This window comes from Verrucosispora sp. WMMC514 (assembly GCF_027497295.1).
Taxonomy (GTDB): Bacteria; Actinomycetota; Actinomycetes; order Mycobacteriales; family Micromonosporaceae; genus Micromonospora; species Micromonospora palythoicola.
In genome coordinates this window covers 1243555-1260610 of sequence record NZ_CP114906.1, presented here as the reverse complement: position 1 = coordinate 1260610, position 17056 = coordinate 1243555, and the positions used below count along the sequence as shown (strand labels likewise).

General features: G+C 69.1%; 20 protein-coding genes and 1 other annotated feature. Of the genes, 16 read left to right on the top strand and 4 right to left on the bottom strand.

The features are described 5' to 3' along the window. Window positions 1-29: 29 nt before the first annotated feature. From glyA to O7597_RS05645, 13 genes are all read left to right on the top strand, one after another. Complete coding sequence (gene glyA, locus O7597_RS05705) at window positions 30-1316, top strand: serine hydroxymethyltransferase (RefSeq protein WP_281582183.1); 1287 nt, start codon at window positions 30-32, stop codon at window positions 1314-1316. Further along, complete coding sequence (locus O7597_RS05700; RefSeq protein ID WP_269738058.1) at window positions 1313-1783, top strand: hypothetical protein; 471 nt, start codon at window positions 1313-1315, stop codon at window positions 1781-1783. Before glyA ends, O7597_RS05700 begins: the two co-directional genes overlap by 4 nt. A 165-nt stretch (window positions 1784-1948) precedes the next feature. Next, window positions 1949-2170 (top strand): hypothetical protein, encoded by a 222-nt coding sequence (locus O7597_RS05695; RefSeq protein WP_093405421.1) that lies wholly within the window; start codon window positions 1949-1951, stop codon window positions 2168-2170. Beyond that, the gene (atpB, locus tag O7597_RS05690; protein WP_164447646.1) at window positions 2171-2992 is read left to right on the top strand and encodes a F0F1 ATP synthase subunit A; all 822 of its coding nucleotides are present in this window, start codon (window positions 2171-2173) and stop codon (window positions 2990-2992) included. A 95-nt stretch (window positions 2993-3087) separates the two neighbouring features. Then, a complete protein-coding gene (gene atpE / locus O7597_RS05685; RefSeq protein ID WP_013735640.1) occupies window positions 3088-3309 on the top strand; it encodes an ATP synthase F0 subunit C in 222 nt (73 codons plus the stop codon). 29 nt (window positions 3310-3338) lie between these two features. After that, a complete protein-coding gene (locus tag O7597_RS05680) occupies window positions 3339-3869 on the top strand; it encodes a F0F1 ATP synthase subunit B (protein WP_210941328.1) in 531 nt (176 codons plus the stop codon). After that, window positions 3869-4690, top strand: coding sequence for a F0F1 ATP synthase subunit delta (locus O7597_RS05675; RefSeq protein WP_269738057.1), 822 nt, complete (start codon window positions 3869-3871; stop codon window positions 4688-4690). The genes O7597_RS05680 and O7597_RS05675 overlap by 1 nt, the downstream gene beginning before the upstream one ends. Before the next feature lie 91 nt (window positions 4691-4781). After that, the gene (gene atpA / locus O7597_RS05670) at window positions 4782-6428 is read left to right on the top strand and encodes a F0F1 ATP synthase subunit alpha (protein ID WP_093405432.1); all 1647 of its coding nucleotides are present in this window, start codon (window positions 4782-4784) and stop codon (window positions 6426-6428) included. 9 nt (window positions 6429-6437) lie between these two features. Further along, window positions 6438-7367: a F0F1 ATP synthase subunit gamma gene (locus O7597_RS05665; RefSeq protein ID WP_269738056.1), complete on the top strand. Its 930-nt coding sequence runs from the start codon at window positions 6438-6440 to the stop codon at window positions 7365-7367. Continuing rightward, on the top strand, window positions 7364-8821 hold the full coding sequence (atpD, locus tag O7597_RS05660) for a F0F1 ATP synthase subunit beta (RefSeq protein ID WP_269738055.1): 1458 nt from the start codon (window positions 7364-7366) through the stop codon (window positions 8819-8821). The genes O7597_RS05665 and atpD overlap by 4 nt, the downstream gene beginning before the upstream one ends. 296 nt (window positions 8822-9117) lie before the next feature. Next, the gene (locus tag O7597_RS05655; RefSeq protein WP_269738054.1) at window positions 9118-10263 is read left to right on the top strand and encodes an LCP family protein; all 1146 of its coding nucleotides are present in this window, start codon (window positions 9118-9120) and stop codon (window positions 10261-10263) included. An 89-nt stretch (window positions 10264-10352) separates the two neighbouring features. Further along, window positions 10353-10637, top strand: coding sequence for a F0F1 ATP synthase subunit epsilon (locus O7597_RS05650; protein WP_269738053.1), 285 nt, complete (start codon window positions 10353-10355; stop codon window positions 10635-10637). Window positions 10638-10649: 12 nt separating this feature from the next. After that, window positions 10650-11105, top strand: coding sequence for a DUF2550 domain-containing protein (locus O7597_RS05645; protein WP_093405446.1), 456 nt, complete (start codon window positions 10650-10652; stop codon window positions 11103-11105). Window positions 11106-11541: 436 nt separating this feature from the next. On the opposite strand, the gene O7597_RS05640 is transcribed toward O7597_RS05645, so the two are convergent. Together O7597_RS05640 and O7597_RS05635 are read right to left on the bottom strand one after the other, a co-directional pair. Continuing rightward, window positions 11542-12468, bottom strand: coding sequence for an IS3 family transposase (locus tag O7597_RS05640; protein ID WP_281580763.1), 927 nt, complete (start codon window positions 12466-12468; stop codon window positions 11542-11544). Further along, window positions 12397-12510, bottom strand: a sequence feature (AL1L pseudoknot). Its footprint overlaps the gene before it by 72 nt. Then, window positions 12465-12776, bottom strand: coding sequence for a transposase (locus tag O7597_RS05635; protein WP_269742286.1), 312 nt, complete (start codon window positions 12774-12776; stop codon window positions 12465-12467). It overlaps the preceding feature by 46 nt. The genes O7597_RS05640 and O7597_RS05635 overlap by 4 nt, the downstream gene beginning before the upstream one ends. A 31-nt stretch (window positions 12777-12807) precedes the next feature. On the opposite strand from O7597_RS05635, the gene O7597_RS05630 reads away from it, so the two are divergent. Beyond that, window positions 12808-13356 (top strand): hypothetical protein, encoded by a 549-nt coding sequence (locus O7597_RS05630; protein ID WP_281582182.1) that lies wholly within the window; start codon window positions 12808-12810, stop codon window positions 13354-13356. A 353-nt stretch (window positions 13357-13709) separates the two neighbouring features. Here O7597_RS05630 and O7597_RS05625 read toward each other — a convergent pair whose 3' ends face one another. Together O7597_RS05625 and O7597_RS05620 are read right to left on the bottom strand one after the other, a co-directional pair. Next, window positions 13710-14126 carry a VOC family protein gene (locus O7597_RS05625; RefSeq protein WP_269738051.1) on the bottom strand — a complete coding sequence of 139 codons (417 nt, stop codon included), beginning with the start codon at window positions 14124-14126 and terminating at the stop codon, window positions 13710-13712. Further along, a complete protein-coding gene (locus tag O7597_RS05620; protein ID WP_164447635.1) occupies window positions 14102-14674 on the bottom strand; it encodes a cob(I)yrinic acid a,c-diamide adenosyltransferase in 573 nt (190 codons plus the stop codon). The genes O7597_RS05625 and O7597_RS05620 overlap by 25 nt, the downstream gene beginning before the upstream one ends. Between O7597_RS05620 and murA the strand changes: the two genes are divergently transcribed. Together murA and O7597_RS05610 are read left to right on the top strand one after the other, a co-directional pair. Further along, complete coding sequence (gene murA, locus O7597_RS05615; RefSeq protein WP_281582181.1) at window positions 14673-16115, top strand: UDP-N-acetylglucosamine 1-carboxyvinyltransferase; 1443 nt, start codon at window positions 14673-14675, stop codon at window positions 16113-16115. The two genes, O7597_RS05620 and murA, sit on opposite strands and share 2 nt — an antisense overlap. 73 nt (window positions 16116-16188) lie before the next feature. Further along, the gene (locus O7597_RS05610; RefSeq protein WP_269738049.1) at window positions 16189-17037 is read left to right on the top strand and encodes a 3-hydroxyacyl-CoA dehydrogenase family protein; all 849 of its coding nucleotides are present in this window, start codon (window positions 16189-16191) and stop codon (window positions 17035-17037) included. The last annotated feature ends 19 nt before the right edge of the window (window positions 17038-17056 follow it).

Here is a 17056-nt window from a genome sequence, read left to right as displayed (position 1 = left end):
CAGTCTGCGGTCTCCTAGACTCTGGCGCTGTGGAGACCGCCGAGGGCACCTTCTGGGGGCCGGACTTCGAGCAGCTCAGCACGGCCGACCCGGAGATCGCGGAGGTGGTGCTGGGCGAGCTGGACCGGCTGCGCGGCGGGCTGCAGCTGATCGCCAGCGAGAACCTCACCTCGCCGGCCGTGCTGGCGGCGCTGGGCTCGACGCTCACCAACAAGTACGCCGAGGGCTATCCGGGCCGGCGCTACTACGGCGGCTGCGCGCAGGTGGACCGGGCTGAGGAACTCGGCATCGCCCGGGCGAAGGACCTTTTCGGCGCCGAGCACGCCAACCTCCAGCCGCACTCCGGCGCGAGCGCCAACCTGGCCGCGTACGCCGCGCTGGTCCAGCCGGGTGACACGGTGCTGGCGATGGAGCTGCCGCACGGGGGGCACCTCACCCACGGCAGCCGGGTGAACTTCTCCGGCCGGTGGTTCAAACCCGTCGGCTACACCGTCCGGCGGGACACCGAGCTGATCGACTACGACGAGGTACGGGATCTCGCCCGCACCCACCAGCCGAAGATGATCATTTGTGGCGCGACCGCGTACCCACGGCTGATCGACTTCGCCCGGTTCCGGGAGATCGCCGACGAGGTGGGCGCGTACCTGATGGTGGATGCCGCGCACTTCATCGGGCTGGTCGCCGGGCAGGCGATCCCGTCGCCGGTGCCGTACGCCGACGTGGTCTGCGCGACCACCCACAAGGTGCTGCGCGGCCCGCGCGGCGGCATGATCCTCTGCCGGGAGGCGTTGGCCGAGCGGATCGACAAGGCGGTCTTCCCGTTCACCCAGGGCGGCCCGCTGATGCACGCCGTGGCGGCCAAGGCGGTCGCGTTGCACGAGGCGGCGCAACCGGCGTACCGCGGTTACGCCGCGCAGGTGGTGGCGAACGCCCGGGCGCTCGCCGCCGGGCTGGCCGCCGAGGGGATGCGTCCGGTCTCCGGCGGCACCGACACCCACCTGGCCCTGATCGACCTGCGGGAGACCGGGGTCACCGGCGCCGAGGCGGAGGCGCGCTGCGACGCGGCGACCATCACGCTGAACAAGAACGCGATCCCGTACGACCCGCAGAAGCCGTTTGTCGCCTCCGGGATCCGGGTGGGTACGCCGAGCGTCACCACCCAGGGCATGGGGGAGGCGCAGATGCGTCAGATCGCCGGGTTGATCGCCCGGGCGGTGCGGACCGACCCGTCCGCCCCGGGTGGCGTCGACGAGTTGGCCCGGATCGCCGCCGACGCGGCCGAACTGGCGGCCGAGTTCCCGGCGTACCCCCGATGAGCGCGCCTTCGGGCGGACCCGGCGTACCCCGGGCGACCGCGCCCCGGGCCGGGGAACCCGGCGCGATCCGGGCCCGGCTGCCGTACCTGCGCCTGCCGCTGCTGGCCTGTGCCGCGCTGGCGGTGGTCGCGGTGCCGGCCGCCGCCGTGCTGCGCGGCCCGACCGGTGCGGCCGGCGTGGCCGCCGGCATCGCCCTGGTGGTCGTCAGCTACCTGATCTCGGGTCTCTCGGTGGCCTGGGCGGACGCGGTCCACCCGCGACTGATCATGTCGGTGGGGCTGGTCACCTACGCCACGAAGATCGTCATCCTGGGGGTGGCGATGGCAGCCGTGGCGGCCACCGGCTGGCCGGGGCTGCCGGACATGGGGGCGGCCATCATCGCGGCCGTGCTGGTGTGGACCGGTGCCCACCTGACCTGGGCGTTGCGCTCCCCGCTGCCCAGCGTGGACCGTCCGTCGGATCACTGACCGTACGGCTGGAGTTTCCCCGGCGTTTCGTCGGCCTGTCCGGCTGGCCGGACAGGAGTAGGCTAACCCCGGCTTGACGCGCCGCACCCGCCGCCCGCACGCTGCCCGCAGTGTGGGGGGTGCCGCACACTCGCGAAACACCCGGCTGATAGTGTTCGCCTCGTCATGGCCGACAACCCACACCGCAGAAGCCCCGACGAACACTCGTCGGAAGGTGTCGCCGGAGCCGTCCTCGGCTACCTGCTCGCCGGCATCGTGGTGTGGGGATTCCTCGGCTGGTTGGCGGGGGAGTTCCTGGGCCTGCCGACCGGCGTCGGAATCGCCGTGGGCATGATGCTCGGCGCAGCCGGAGCGATCTACCTGATCATGAAGAGGCTCAGTGCCTGAGTGCCGGCACGCGCGGGTCTGTCGAGTGCGGAGGATGACACGGTGAGCGGACAGCTTGTCGCCGCAGAGGGCCTTCCCTGGCCCCCCAGCGTCGGAGACTTCTACCCGCCGGATCTCGCCGGCCCGTGGGTCACGAAGTTCACGCTGATGATCTGGCTGGCCGTCGGGCTTCTGATCATCTTCTTCATGGCCACCTACCGGAACCCGAAGCTGGTGCCGAGCAAGGGTCAGTGGATGGCCGAGTCGATCTACGGCCTGGTCCGGGACAACATCGCCCGCGAGCAGATGGGCAAGGACGGCATCCGGTTCGCGCCCTACTTCACCGTGCTGTTCTGCTTCATCGCGGTGACCAACCTCTTCGGCGTCACCCCCGGGTTGCAGATCTCCCCGAACTCGCACATCGCCTTCCCGATCGTGCTAGCCGCGATCACCTACGTGATGTACCTCTACATCGGTGTCCGCAAGCAGGGTCTGGGCCGCTACCTCAAGCAGAGCCTGATCATCCCGGGCGTGCCGTGGCCGATGCACGTCCTGCTGATCCCGATCGAGTTCCTGCAGAACTTCATCAACCGACCCGTCACGCTGGCGGTGCGACTCTTCGCCAACATGTTCGCCGGGCACCTGATCCTGCTGGTGTTCACCGTCGGCGGCTTCGTGATGCTCGCCTCGGACAACGTCTTCGTCCAGGTGACGTCGGTCTTCTCGTTCCTGATGGCGATCCTGATGGCCTTCTTCGAGGTGCTCGTCGCGCTGTTGCAGGCCTACGTCTTCGTCACCCTGACCGCCAACTACATCGGCACGTCGCTCGCCGACGGGCACTGATCCACAGACCTCGGCGGGCCGCCCGGCCCGACCAAGCTTCCGGTACGACCGCGTACGCGTGAGGAATCACGCGTCTACTAGGAGGAATACCCGCAATGGACGTTATTGCCGCCATCGAGGGCAGCGTCAACACCATCGGTTACGGTCTCGCCGCCATCGGCCCCGGCATCGGTGTCGCCCTGGTCTTCGCGGCCTACATCCAGGCCAGCGCCCGCCAGCCGGAGTCCGCCGGCTACAACCGCACCTGGCTGGTCCTGGGCTTCGCGCTGGTCGAGGCGCTCGCCCTGTTCGGCCTGGTGCTCGCGTTCGCAGTCTGACGTAGCCCGACGCGACCCGGAGGTCTGACATGTATGTCGCCGCTGAAGGTGTAGAGCATCACCCGCTCGTGCCGATCTGGCAGGAGCTCGTCGTCGGGACGATCGCCTTCGCCCTGCTCTGCTTCGTGCTGATGAAGTTCGTGATGCCGCGCATGGAGGCGATGTACCAGGCGCGGGTCGACGCGATCGAGGGCGGCCTCAAGCGTGCCGAGGCCGCTCAGGCCGAGGCCAACCAGCTGCTGGAGCAGTACCGGGCCCAGCTCGCCGAGGTGCGTACCGAGGCGGCCCGGATCCGGGACGACGCCCGCGCCGACGCCGAGTCGATCCGGACGGAGATCCTGGCCAAGGCCCGGGAGGAATCCGACCGGATCATCGCCGCCGGCCGGGAGTCGCTGGCCGTGGAGCGCCAGACCATCGTGCGCGAGCTGCGCGCGGAGGTCGGCGGTCTCGCGGTCGACCTGGCCAGCCGGATCGTGGGCGAGTCGCTCGCCGACGAGGCCCGCCGCAAGGGCACCGTCGAGCGGTTCCTCACCGACCTCGAGAGCGCGGGGGCCCGCTGATGCAGGCCGCCAGCCGGGAGTCCTACGCCGCCGCGCTCGCGCGGCTGGAGGCGTACGTCGCCGGTGCCGAGCCGTCGACCGTGGCCGGCACCGGTGCGGAACTGCTCGCCGTCGCGGACCTGCTGCGGCGGGAGGTCCGGCTGCGCCGGGCGCTCTCCGACCCGGCCCGCGAGGGTGCGGACCGCACCGGCCTGCTGAACTCGGTGCTCTCCGGCAAGGTCGGTGCGGACACGCTCGACCTGCTCGGGACGCTTGTCGCCGGCCGCTGGTCGGTGCCGTCGGAGCTGCTCGACGGCGCGGAAGGTCTCGGCGTGCAGGCCCTGCTCGCCAGCGCCGACCGCGCCGACGAGCTGGGCGAGGTGGAGGACGAGCTGTTCCGTTTCGGCCAGGTGGTCGCGGCGGACCCGCAGCTGTCCAATGCCCTGTCCGACCCGATGGCGCCGGTGGCCCAGCGGGCCGAGCTGGTCGGGATGCTCCTGACGGGCAAGGCTCGGCCGGTGACGGTGCGGCTGGCGGAGGCGGCGCTGGCCGGCTTCGGTGGCCGGTCGTTCACCGCCGCGTTGTCCCGGCTGGTGGAGCTGGCGGCGGAGCGGCGGGACCGGCAGGTCGCGTACGTGACGGTCGCCGCCCCGCTCACCGAGGAGGAGGAGCGGCGACTGGGCGATCGGCTATCCGCCATATACGATCGACAGGTTGCTGTCAAGCTTACGGTTGACCCGACGATCCTCGGTGGAGTGAGCGTACGGGTGGGTTCGGACCTCTACGACGGGACGATCCTGCGCCGCCTCAACGAGACCCGCAACGCGCTCGCGAAGCGCTGACCAGCACCCGCGAAGCGCCCGGAAAGACAGTCGACCCGAGGACCGGTCGGTACTAGGTATCCCGGGCCCCTGATACTTAAGGAAGCAGAGGATGGCCGAGCTGACCATCTCGACGGAGGAGATCCGCGGCGCCCTTGAGCGCTACGTCTCCTCCTATTCGCCCGACGTCTCCCGTGAGGAGGTCGGCACCGTCGCCGACACCGGCGACGGCATCGCCCACGTCGAGGGCCTGCCCTCGACCATGACCAACGAGCTGCTGGAGTTCGAGGACGGCACGCTCGGCGTGGCGCTGAACCTCGACGTCCGGGAGATCGGTGTCGTCGTCCTCGGCGACTACTCCGGGCTGGAGGAGGGGCAGCGCGTCAAGCGCACCGGCCGGGTGCTCTCGGTGCCGGTCGGCGACGCCTTCCTGGGCCGCGTGGTCAACGCGCTCGGCCAGCCGATCGACGGCCTCGGCGAGATCGCCGACGAGGGCTACCGCGAGCTGGAGCTGCAGGCCCCCAACGTGATGGCCCGGCAGTCCGTCTTCGAGCCGATGCAGACCGGCATCAAGGCCATCGACGCGATGACCCCGATCGGTCGGGGCCAGCGGCAGCTGATCATCGGTGACCGGAAGACCGGCAAGACCACCGTCGCCCTGGACACCATCCTCAACCAGCGGGAGAACTGGGCCTCCGGCGACCCGAAGAAGCAGGTCCGCTGCATCTACGTCGCCATCGGCCAGAAGGCCTCCACCATCGCCGGCATCAAGGGCATCCTTGAGGAGGCGGGCGCGATGGAGTACACCACCATCGTCGCCTCCCCGGCGTCGGACCCGGCCGGCTTCAAGTACCTCGCCCCGTACACCGGCTCGTCGATCGGCCAGCACTGGATGTACGGCGGCAAGCACGTGCTCGTGGTCTTCGACGACCTGAGCAAGCAGGCCGAGGCGTACCGGGCCGTGTCGCTGCTGCTGCGTCGCCCGCCGGGCCGTGAGGCGTACCCGGGTGACGTCTTCTACCTGCACTCCCGGCTGCTGGAGCGCTGCGCGAAGCTCTCCGACGAGATGGGTGGCGGCTCGATGACCGGCCTGCCGATCATCGAGACGAAGGCCAACGACATCTCGGCCTTCATTCCGACCAACGTCATCTCGATCACCGACGGTCAGATCTTCCTGGAGACCGACCTGTTCAACCAGGGCGTCCGGCCGGCGATCAACGTCGGCACCTCGGTCTCCCGGGTCGGCGGCGCCGCTCAGGTGAAGCCGATGAAGAAGGTCTCCGGTTCGCTGCGGCTGAACCTGGCCCAGTTCCGGGAGCTGGAGGCGTTCGCCGCCTTCGCCTCCGACCTGGACAAGGCCTCCCGCGCCCAGCTGGATCGCGGTGCCCGCCTGGTGGAGCTGCTCAAGCAGCCGAACTACTCCCCGTACCCGGTGCAGGAGCAGGTGGTGGCCGTCTGGGCCGGCACCGAGGGCAAGCTGGACGACGTCCCGGTCGGCGACGTGCGGCGCTTCGAGACCCAGTTCCTGGAGCACCTGCGGCGCAAGCACAACGCCACGCTCCAGGCGATCGCCGACAACAAGTGGGACGACGACATCATCGCCACCCTCGACTCGGCCGTCGCGGAGTTCAAGCAGGGCTTCCTCGGCCGTGAGGACGAGCGCACGATCAACGAGGCGCCGGCGGCGCCGCTGGAGGGCGAGGCCGAGCACGAGACGGTCACCCGGTACAGCGGCGAGGCTCCGGCCGAGAAGCAGTAGGGCCGGGCCATGGCGGCGCAGGTACGTGTTCTTCGTCAACGGATCCGCTCGGCGAAGGGGATGAAGAAGATCACCAAGGCGATGGAGCTCGTGGCGACGAGCCGGATCGCCAAGGCCCAGGCCCGGGTGGAGGCGTCCCTGCCGTACGCCCAGGCCGTCACCGGTGTGCTCACCGCGCTGGCGTCCAACGCCTCGGTCGACCACCCGCTGCTCACCCCGCGCGAGCGGGTGCGGCGGGCGGGCGTGCTGCTGGTGACCTCCGACCGCGGCCTGGCCGGTGGCTACAGCTCCAACGCCATCCGGACGGCGGAGTCGTTGATCGCCCGGCTCAAGGCCGACGGCAAGGAGCCGGTGCTCTACGTCATCGGGCGCAAGGGCGTGTCGTTCTACCGGTTCCGCAACCGGCCGATCGAGGCCAGTTGGACGGGCTTCTCGGAGCAGCCGTCCTTCGCCGACGCGCGCGAGGTCGGTGAGACGCTGATCAAGGCGTTCACCGCCGGTGCGGACGACACCGACGGCGATCCGGGCCCGGACGGGGTACGCGGCGTGGACGAGTTGCACATCGTCTACACCGAGTTCAAGTCCCTGATGACCCAGAACCCGATCACCCGCATCATCGGGCCGTTGCAGATCGAGGAACGGCCCCGCGCGGAGGGTGCGCTGCCGGCGTACGAGTTCGAGCCGGACGCGGAGGCGCTGCTCGACGCGCTGCTGCCGAAGTACATCAACACGCGGATCTACGCGGCGTTGCTGGAGTCGGCGGCCAGCGAGTCGGCGGCCCGGCGGCGGGCGATGAAGAGCGCCACCGACAACGCCGAAGAGATGATCGACAAGTACACGCGTGAGATGAACTCGGCCCGCCAGGCCGGGATCACCCAGGAGATCAGTGAGATCGTCGGCGGCGCGAACGCGCTGGCCGCGTCGGGAAGTGAAGTGTGATGACTGTTTCCACCGCTGCTGGAGGACCAGCCGAGACCAAGACGGCCACCGGTCGCGTGGTCCGGGTCATCGGCCCGGTCGTCGACGCCGAGTTCCCGCGCGACGCCATGCCGGACCTGTTCAACGCGCTGCACGTGGACGTGACCCTGTCCGGCGGCGAGAAGACGCTGACCCTGGAGGTCGCCCAGCACCTGGGTGACAACCTGGTCCGCGCCATCTCGATGCAGCCGACCGACGGCCTGGTGCGCGGTGCCGACGTCCGGGACACCGGCGGCCCGATCAAGGTGCCGGTCGGCGACGCGGTCAAGGGCCACGTGTTCAACGCCATCGGTGAGTGCCTCAACCTGACCGAGGGCGAGACCATCCAGGCCGACGACCACTGGGGCATCCACCGCAAGGCCCCGGCCTTCGCGGACCTGGAGCCGAAGACTGAGATGCTGGAGACCGGCATCAAGGTCATCGACCTGCTCGCCCCGTACGTCAAGGGCGGCAAGATCGGCCTGTTCGGCGGTGCCGGGGTGGGCAAGACGGTGCTCATCCAGGAGATGATCACCCGGGTCGCCCGTAACTTCGGTGGTACCTCGGTCTTCGCCGGCGTGGGTGAGCGCACCCGTGAGGGCAACGACCTCATCCACGAGATGACCGACTCCGGCGTCATCGACAAGACCGCTCTGGTCTACGGCCAGATGGACGAGCCGCCGGGCACCCGGCTGCGGGTCGCGCTTTCCGCGCTGACCATGGCGGAGTACTTCCGGGACGTGAAGAAGCAGGAGGTGCTGCTCTTCATCGACAACATCTTCCGCTTCACCCAGGCCGGTTCCGAGGTCTCCACCCTGCTGGGCCGGATGCCCAGCGCGGTGGGTTACCAGCCGACCCTGGCCGACGAGATGGGTGAGCTGCAGGAGCGGATTACCTCCGTCCGGGGCCAGGCCATCACCTCGATGCAGGCGATCTACGTGCCGGCGGACGACTACACCGACCCGGCGCCGGCCACCACGTTCGCCCACCTGGACGCGACCACCAACCTGGAGCGGTCCATCTCCGACAAGGGCATCTACCCGGCGGTGGACCCGCTGGCCTCCTCCTCGCGGATCCTGGCCCCCGAGTTCGTCGGCCAGGAGCACTTCCAGGTGGCCAGCGAGGTGAAGCGGATCCTCCAGCGCTACAAGGACCTGCAGGACATCATCGCCATCCTCGGTATCGAGGAACTCTCCGAGGAAGACAAGATCACGGTCCAGCGGGCCCGGCGGATCGAGCGCTTCCTGTCGCAGAACACCTACGCGGCGGAGCAGTTCACCGGCGTGCCGGGCTCGACGGTCCCGATCAAGGAGACCATCGAGGCGTTCCGCAAGATCAGCGAGGGGGAGTACGACCACTTCCCCGAGCAGGCGTTCTTCATGTGCGGTGGGCTCGACGACCTGGAGAAGAAGGCCGCCGAGCTGATGAAGGGCTGACCTTCGCCACACAGAGACACCAGAAAGAAGGCCGTCCCGGTAACCCCGGGGCGGCCTTCTGTTCATCTTTACGACGTACCATCGCCGCTGCCCGGTGACCCGTGCTCGGCGATCACGCCGACTGCGAGCTACCGTCGTTGCGATGTCCAGGAGGGCGACCGTGCAGTGGCGAGGCGCGGTCGCGGTCAGTTCCGCTGGGCATCGCACAGCCACGCTCATGCGCCGATGAGCGTTGATTGGTTAAACCATTCGGCCCCGCGCGCCCGTACTTCCCCCCGGGGGCGTGACGAACGGAGATGCTTGTGGGTAAGGCCGGCAGACGCGGCAAGCGTGGTGGGCGCTCGTCGGTGTGGCGGGGCGTGCCCCGCTGGGCGCAGCTCTGCACCATCTTCGGCGTTGTCCTGATGGTGCTCAGCGGGACCAGTCTGGTGGGCGCGGAGGCGCTGATCGCCCGCTACGAGGGCGCGGTCGGCAAAGCGGACCTCTTCGGCGACCAGGCGGCCGGCGCCACTCCCAAGAGCGACATCAAGGGCCCGCTCAACATCCTGCTGGTCGGCATCGATCCTCGCGACAAGGACACCCCGCCGCTGTCCGACGCGATCATGGTGCTGCACGTGCCGAAGGAGATGGACCGCGCGTACCTCTTCTCTCTGCCGCGTGACCTCTACGTGGAGATCCCGCCGTTCGAGAAGGCCAACTTCCCCGGCGACACCACCAAGCTGAACGCGGCGATGTCGTACGGCAGCCGGGTGCCCGGCGGAAAGCCGGACGCGGCGAAGGGCTTCGAGCTGCTCGCCATCACCGTGCAGCGGGTCACCGGCATCAAGCGGTTCGACGCGGGCGCGATCATCAACTTCTCCGGTTTCCAGAAGATCGTCGACGCCATGGGCGGCGTCACGATGAAGATCGAGCGGGAGGTCCGCTCGGAGCACCGGGAGCCGAGCGGCAAGCACCGCCAGGGCAACCCCAACGGCGAGGGCTACATCGGGCCGCAGGCGGTCTACCCGAAGGGCAAGCAGCACCTCAGCGGTTGGCAGGCGCTGGACTACGTCCGCCAGCGGTACCCGGAGAACGGTGTCCCCGACGGCGACTACGGCCGGCAGCGGCACCAGCAGCAGTTCGTCAAGGCGATGGCCGGTCAGGCCCTCAGCGCCGACGTGGTGACCAACCCGGTGAAGCTGGACAAGGTGCTCCGCGCGGCCGGCGAGTCGCTGATCTTCAGCGGCCGGGGGCACAGCGTGCTCGACTTCGCCGTCGCGCTCAAGGACATCCGTCCCGGCAACATCCAGATGATCAAGTTGCCGGGTGGCGGAATCAAGGAGAACGGCAAGTACCTCGGTGAACAGTTCGCGCCCGAGGTGGACGACTTCTTCGTCGCGCTGGAGCGGGAACTGTTGGACCCGTTCCTGCTCGAACATCCGAAGCTGGTGAACAGGAGCTGAACGTGGCGCGGGTCTTGGCACCCGCCTGAAGAACAGGTCCCGGGCGCGACTAGAATTTCCCCAATCCGCCGCCTCAGCAAGGAGACAGCGTGGCAGAGCAGCTTAACGTCCAGCTCGTGGCCGTCGAGGAGAAGGTCTGGTCCGGCACGGCCGAGATGGTCATGGCCCGGACGACCGAGGGTGAGCTGGGTGTGCTGCCGGGGCACGCACCCCTGCTCGGCCAGCTCGCCGAGCCCGGCCAGGTACGCATCAAGCTCTCCGGGGGTGAGCAGCTCAGCTACGACGTGGCAGGCGGCTTCATCTCGGTCAGCGAGCAGGGCGTGACCGTACTGGCCGAGACCGCCACTCCGGCCGCCGCGGCTTCCGGCAACTGAGCCGACCCGCCGATGGAGATCGTCGAAGGGGTCGGAATCGGCGTCGCCGTACTTCTCGGCGCGTTCCTGTTCCTCTTCATCCGGCGGGCTCTGGTCACCCGTAGCGGAGGCATCATCCGGCTCAGTGTCCGGACCTCCACCATGCTCGACGGTCGCGGCTGGTCACCCGGTTTCGGCCGCTTCGTCGGCGACGAACTCCGTTGGTACCGGATGTTCAGTTTCGCCGTACGCCCCAAGCGGGTGCTGTCCCGCGAAGGGCTGGCGGTCGAACGACGGCGACTGCCCGAGGGGCAGGAACGAATGTCCATGCCGGCCGACTGGATCATCCTCCGCTGTACCAGTCGACACGCCCCGGTCGAGATCGCCATGGCACGATCCACCGTCACCGGGTTTCTCTCCTGGCTCGAGGCCGCCCCTCCGGGGGCGGTCTCGCCACGTATGGCCTCCCAAGACTGGCCCGCCGCCTAACAGCCCCACCCCCCTCCACCCCGACCTCATGATCAACCGTGTGGGGGTGTGGCCCGCCGTGCCCGGCTCCGGGCGGTCAGGCTTGATCCCTGCGCCGGGCACGCCGGGCCACACCCCGTCGTGCGGCCACTTCGCCCGAATGTGCCGTCTGTCCGTTTCTGTCAGTGTCGCCGGTTGGAGATCTTGGTGCGGTCGTGCCCCTCGGTGGGCGGTTTCGGACCAAGATCGCGGAGTGGTCGGGGGCTCGGGCGGAATGGGTGGCGGGCCGGGGTGGTTGTAGACGGGTGAGCGACCGAGGAAGATCGCCCGCCGCACGGTGGGTGGGTGCAGGCCCGGGAATGATGGCGGGCCGGCGGTCGTTGGACATTGCTGAACGGCCGAGGAAGACACCGCCCGCCCAGGCGGGTGAGGTTCCCCCGATAACGCGGAGGGCGTTTTAGCAGGCTAGAGCCTGTTCGTGGGTGGTGTTCACGGGGTTCGGTGTATCGATGTTCTTTGTGTACCAGGCGGCTTCGTACTCGTCGGGTGACAGCCAGCCGAGGTCCTTCTGGATGCGTTCGCGGTTGTACCACCCGTCGATGTAGGCGAAGATCGCGTTCTCCGCTTCGTCTCGGGTACGCCACGAGGTGCGGTAGACCAGTTCGATTTTCAGGGTGCTGAAGAAGTTTTCCATCAGGGCGTTGTCGTAGGAGTCCCCGACGGAGCCCATCGAGGGCAGGATCCCGTTGTCTGCCAGGCGTTCGGAGAATTTGATCGCGGTGTAGGTCGATCCGCGGTCGCTGTGATGGATCAACTGACCGTCACGCACGTCGCGTGACCAGATCCCGTACTCGAGGGCGCCGAGGACGAGGTCGGTGTTGCACCGGTCGGAGGTTTTCCAGCCCACGATCCGGTTGGAGAACGCGTCGCGGACCGCGGCCAGCCAGAGCACACCATCACCGCAGGTGATTCGGGTCGCGTCGGCCACCCACAGCCGGTTCGGGGCGTCGGTGGTGAAGTTCCGGTTGACCAGGTCCGGTGCCGGATCGGCCTTCGGGTTCTGCTTCGTGGACCCGCCCCGCCAGCCCTTACGCAGGAAGGCTCCTTGCCGGTCGTGTTCACGCATCAGCCGCTCGATGCGCTTGCGGCCCACGCGGATGCCCCGGCGGGCGAGGGTGGCATGCACGCGCGGGCTGCCATACGTCTGCCCGGACCGGTCGTGGATGTCGACGATCTCCGACAGCAGCCCGCGGTCTTCGACCTCCCGCGGGCCGGGAGTGGCCTCGCGGGCCAGCCACCCGTAGTAGGTCGACGGGGCGATGTTCAGGACCCGGAGGACGGGCTCGACCCCGAAGCGGTCGCGCAGCTCGCTCACGAGCGTCATGACCGTCGCCGGGTCGGGTCGAGTTCCGATGCGAAAAAAGCGGACGCGGCCTTGAGGATCTCATTGGCTCGGCGCAGCTCAGCGACCTCCTTGCGGAGCCGGCGCAGTTCCTCGGCCTCGGCGGTGGTGGGCTGGTCGAAGCGCTCACCGTGATCAGCCTGGTCCTGGCGGATCCAGTTACGCAGCGCCTCGGGATGCACACCGAGTTGCTCGGCCAAGCGCTTGATCACCGGTTTGGGGTCGGACTCCCGGTAGAGCCGCACCGCACGCTGGCGCAACTCGTCCGGGTACTTACGAGGGGCGGGCACAGAAAACCTCCTGGTCAGGGCCTATCAGACCATGATCGAAAGTCTCCGAGCTATCGGGGGAACCTCAGCCGCCCACGCCGAGGCCACCCCGGTCACCAGCAACCCGGTCGCGGCGGCGGTGCAGGCCGACAAGCCCGACACCAGCAAGCTGCTGCCGCACGGCACCCCGAGCAACCAGTCGCACGTCGACCTGAACGACGAGCAGATCAGCAACGTCAAGGCGATCATCGCGGCGACGAAGAAGGCCGGCATGGACGAGCGTGCCGCCGTGGTGTCGATCGCGACCGCGTTGCAGGAGTCGAAGCTGGAGAACCTGGGTCACCTGGGTGACCGCAACGACCACGACTCGCAGGGCCTGTTCCAGCAGCGCCCGTCCAGCGGGTGGGGCACGGTGGAGCAGATCACCGACCCCGAGTACTCCACCCTGGCGTTCCTGAAGGGTTTGAAGCAGGTCGACGGCTGGCAGGACATGCCGCTGACCCAGGCCGCGCAGACCGTGCAGGTGTCGGCCTACCCCGACCACTACGCCCAGTGGGAACAGCAGGCCGCCGACCTCGTCGCCGAACACTGGACCAGCTGACCACCACCAGCTGACCACCACGAACATTCCTCCACAGGGGGAGCAGAAAGCCGCTGGCCGGCACCCGAACCCGGGTGCCGGCCAGCGGCGTATCCGCACACCACCAAGCGCACTGACCGCGACCAGATCGCCAGACAGCCAGCAGCACCACAAACTGAACTGTCCAGCGGACAACAGACAACAGACAGCCGACAGTCAAACCCACCCGGGCTGGCTCAACGCCCACGCCCGGGCGGGGACCGACCAGGTCAGGCTGGGGGCGACCGTGCCCGGCGCAGGGATCAAGCCTGACCGCCCGGAGCCGGGCACGGTCGCCCCCAGCCCCCCAAACAGCAATCAACCCGAAGACAAGCTCAGCCCGAGGCCACCAACTCCACCTCGTACCCCTGCCCGTCCGCCAGATACCCGGCGTACGTGTCGGGCCCGCCGGCGTACGGGTGCCGGTCGGCGAAGAGCAGCTCCCAGCCGTACGCCGGCGCCTGCTCGACCAGCCGGTCCACGGCGGCGGTCGGGCCGGCGTGGAAGGCCAGGTGGTTGAGGCCCGGGGCGCGTCGGTCGTGACGGGTGCCGGTGAGTGCGGGTGATGCCTCCAGTACCAGATATGTCGGGCCGAGTCGCCAGGAGTGACCGACCGGCCACTGCTGGAACGACGTCCAGCCCAACTCGCCGAGCAGCCAGCCCCAGCTACGCATTGCGGCGTTCAGGTCGGGTACCCAGACCTCCACGTGGTGCAGTGCACCGAAGGTCACCGGCCTCCGCCGGGCACCCATAGCACGTCTCCGTCCGGATTTGCCGTTCTTGACAGGATAAAGAGCAGATCCGACAGCCGGTTGAGATACTTGGCCGGGAGGTGGCTGGTCCGGTCGGGGTCGTGGGTGATGAGGGCCCACGCCGACCGCTCGGCGCGCCGGGCGATCGTCCGCGCCGCGTGCAGCAGCGCCGCGCCCGCCGTGCCGCCGGGGAGGATGAAGGAGTCGAGCTTGCTCAGGCGCGCGTTGTACTCGTCGCACCAGCCCTCGAGGCGCTCGACGTATTCCTCGGTCACCCGCAGCGGCGGGTACTTCGGGTCCGGTTCGACGGGCGTGGACAGGTCGGCGCCCACGTCGAACAGGTCGTTCTGGATCGACGCCAGCACCGCGCGGAGCCCGTCGGGTAGCTGGCCCAGGGCGAGTGCCACGCCGAGTGCGGCGTTGCACTCGTCGACGTCGGCGTACGCGGCGATCCGCGGATCGTTCTTCGGCACCTGCTCGTTGTTGCTCAGCCTGGTCATGCCGGCGTCGCCGGCCTTGGTGTAGATGCGCGTGAGGTGGACGGCCATGACGCACAGCCTACGGATACCGGACCTGACGATCCCGGCCCGACCGGATGCCGGCGCGGGTTGGCCGGCGGGCGTCGGCCCGGGTGACGCCGGTGACGCCGCGATCGCCGACGTCGACGTCATCCGGGTACGCGGCGGCGCCCGGCTCGCCGGCACCGTGCACGTGGTCGGTGCGAAGAACTCGGCGTTGAAGCTGATGGCCGCCGCGCTGCTCGCGCCCGGTCGTACGGTGATCACGAACGTGCCCCGGATCACCGACATCGCGATCATGGGTGAGGTGCTGCGCCGCCTCGGTTGCGGCGTACGGTTCGACGCCGACGATCCGGTGGACCCGATGGTGGCGGTCGGCGGGGTGGCCCGGTCCCGTTCGGTCACCATCGACGTGCCGGAGCAGCCCGGCGTCGAGGCCGACTACGACCTGGTCCGCCGGCTGCGGGCGTCGATCTGCGTGCTGGGTCCGTTGCTGGCCCGACGCGGGTACGTGCGGGTGGCCCATCCGGGTGGTGACGCGATCGGCTCCCGGGGCCTGGACATGCACATCTCCGGGTTGACCCGGATGGGTGCCGACATCTCCGGCGAGCACGGCTTCGTGATCGCCTCGGCCCCGGACGGGCTGCGGGGCGCGGAGATCGTGCTGGACTTCCCGAGCGTCGGGGCGACCGAGAACCTCGTCATGGCGGCGGTGCTGGCGGAGGGCACCACCGTGATCGACAACGCGGCCCGGGAGCCCGAGATCGTCGACATCTGCACGATGCTCCAGCGGATGGGTGCGCTCATCGACGGCGAGGGCACCTCGACGATCACCATCGTCGGCGTACCTCGGCTGAGTCCGGTCCGGCACGCCACCGTGGGGGACCGGATCGTCGCGGGAACCTGGGCGTTCGGCGCGGCGATGACCCGTGGCGACGTGACCGTGACCGGCCTCGATCCCGCGTTCCTGGAGGTCGCGCTCGACAAGGTGGTGACGGCCGGCGGCATGGTGGAGACCCGGGCGGACAGCTTCCGGGTACGCATGGACGACCGGCCCCGCGCGGTGGACGTGGTCACGTTGCCCTATCCGGGCTTCGCCACCGACCTGTTGCCGATGGCGATCGGGCTCGCGGCGTTGAGCGAGGGCGCCTCTCTGATCACCGAGAACATCTTCGACGGCCGGTTCATGTTCGCCAACGAGATGATGCGGCTGGGCGCGGACATCAAGACCGACGGGCATCACGCGGTGGTACGCGGCCGGGAGCGGCTCTCCGGCGCGCCGGTCCGCGCGACCGACATCCGGGCCGGCGCCGGGCTCATCATCGCCGGGCTCTGCGCCGACGGGGTGACCGAGGTGTCCCACGTGCACCACGTGGACCGGGGCTATCCCGACTTCGTGGCCGACCTGCGGGCGCTGGGCATCGAGGTGGAGCGGGCGACCGCGCCGGAGGAACCCGAGCTGACCATCTGAGCGACTTAGCCATCGTTCAGGCTCGCCGACTAGGGTGCAGGCAGACACTCATTCGCAGCGAGGGAGTAGCAGCATGGCGGGTCGACTCGCGGTCATCGGTGCCGGTCTGATGGGTTCGGGCATCGCCCAGGTGGCGGCGCAGGCCGGCTGGCAGGTGGTGCTGCGGGATCTGGACGAGACGGCGACGACGCGTGGTCTGGACGGCATCCGGCGGTCGCTGACGAAGTTCGCCGAGAAGGGCAAGCTCTCCGGCGACGAGGTCGAGGCGGCGCTCGCGCGGATCACCACCACCACCGAGCTGGAGGCGGCCGGCGACGCGGACATCGTCGTCGAAGCGGTCTTCGAGAAGCTGGAGATCAAGCACGAGGTGTTCCGCGCGCTGGACAAGATCTGCAAGGCGGACGCGGTGCTGGCCACCAACACCTCGGCGATCCCGGTGACCCAGATCGCGACGGCCACCGAGCGTCCGGAGGCGGTCGTCGGCACCCACTTCTTCTCGCCGGTGCCGATGATGAAGCTCTGCGAGCTGGTGCGCGGCTACAAGACCAGCGACGCCACCCTGGAGCGGGTGAGGTCCTTCGCTGAGGAGATCGGCAAGACCGTCGTGGTGGTGAACCGCGACATCGCCGGCTTCGTCACCACCCGGTTGATCTGCGCCCTGGCCATGGAGGCGGTCAAGCTGGTCGAGGCCGGCGTGATCTCCGCCGAGGACCTGGACACCGCCTGCCGGCTCGGCTTCGGGCACGCGATGGGCCCGCTGGCCACCGTCGACCTGACCGGTGTCGACGTGCTGCTGAACGCGACGCGCAACATCTACACCGACACGGCCGACGAGAAGTTCTTCCCGCCGGAGCTGTTGCAGCGCATGGCCACCGCCGGTGACCTGGGCCGCAAGACCGGCCAGGGCTTCTACTCGTACTGACGCAGCTGTGGGGAGGGCC

Bases quoted from the DNA above. Each gene is read 5' to 3' on its own strand.
- O7597_RS05640 (WP_281580763.1), bottom strand. From the start codon at position 12,468: ATGACGCTCGTGAGCGAGCTGCGCGACCGCTTCGGGGTCGAGCCCGTC.
- atpA (WP_093405432.1), top strand. From the start codon at position 4,782: ATGGCCGAGCTGACCATCTCGACGGAGGAGATCCGCGGCGCCCTTGAG.
- O7597_RS05630 (WP_281582182.1), top strand. From the start codon at position 12,808: ATGATCGAAAGTCTCCGAGCTATCGGGGGAACCTCAGCCGCCCACGCC.
- O7597_RS05625 (WP_269738051.1), bottom strand. From the start codon at position 14,126: ATGGGTGCCCGGCGGAGGCCGGTGACCTTCGGTGCACTGCACCACGTG.
- O7597_RS05700 (WP_269738058.1), top strand. From the start codon at position 1,313: ATGAGCGCGCCTTCGGGCGGACCCGGCGTACCCCGGGCGACCGCGCCC.
- O7597_RS05620 (WP_164447635.1), bottom strand. From the start codon at position 14,674: ATGGCCGTCCACCTCACGCGCATCTACACCAAGGCCGGCGACGCCGGC.
- O7597_RS05665 (WP_269738056.1), top strand. From the start codon at position 6,438: ATGGCGGCGCAGGTACGTGTTCTTCGTCAACGGATCCGCTCGGCGAAG.
- O7597_RS05680 (WP_210941328.1), top strand. From the start codon at position 3,339: ATGTATGTCGCCGCTGAAGGTGTAGAGCATCACCCGCTCGTGCCGATC.
- atpE (WP_013735640.1), top strand. From the start codon at position 3,088: ATGGACGTTATTGCCGCCATCGAGGGCAGCGTCAACACCATCGGTTAC.
- O7597_RS05645 (WP_093405446.1), top strand. From the start codon at position 10,650: ATGGAGATCGTCGAAGGGGTCGGAATCGGCGTCGCCGTACTTCTCGGC.
- murA (WP_281582181.1), top strand. From the start codon at position 14,673: ATGACGCACAGCCTACGGATACCGGACCTGACGATCCCGGCCCGACCG.
- O7597_RS05655 (WP_269738054.1), top strand. From the start codon at position 9,118: ATGCTTGTGGGTAAGGCCGGCAGACGCGGCAAGCGTGGTGGGCGCTCG.
- O7597_RS05675 (WP_269738057.1), top strand. From the start codon at position 3,869: ATGCAGGCCGCCAGCCGGGAGTCCTACGCCGCCGCGCTCGCGCGGCTG.
- O7597_RS05695 (WP_093405421.1), top strand. From the start codon at position 1,949: ATGGCCGACAACCCACACCGCAGAAGCCCCGACGAACACTCGTCGGAA.
- O7597_RS05610 (WP_269738049.1), top strand. From the start codon at position 16,189: ATGGCGGGTCGACTCGCGGTCATCGGTGCCGGTCTGATGGGTTCGGGC.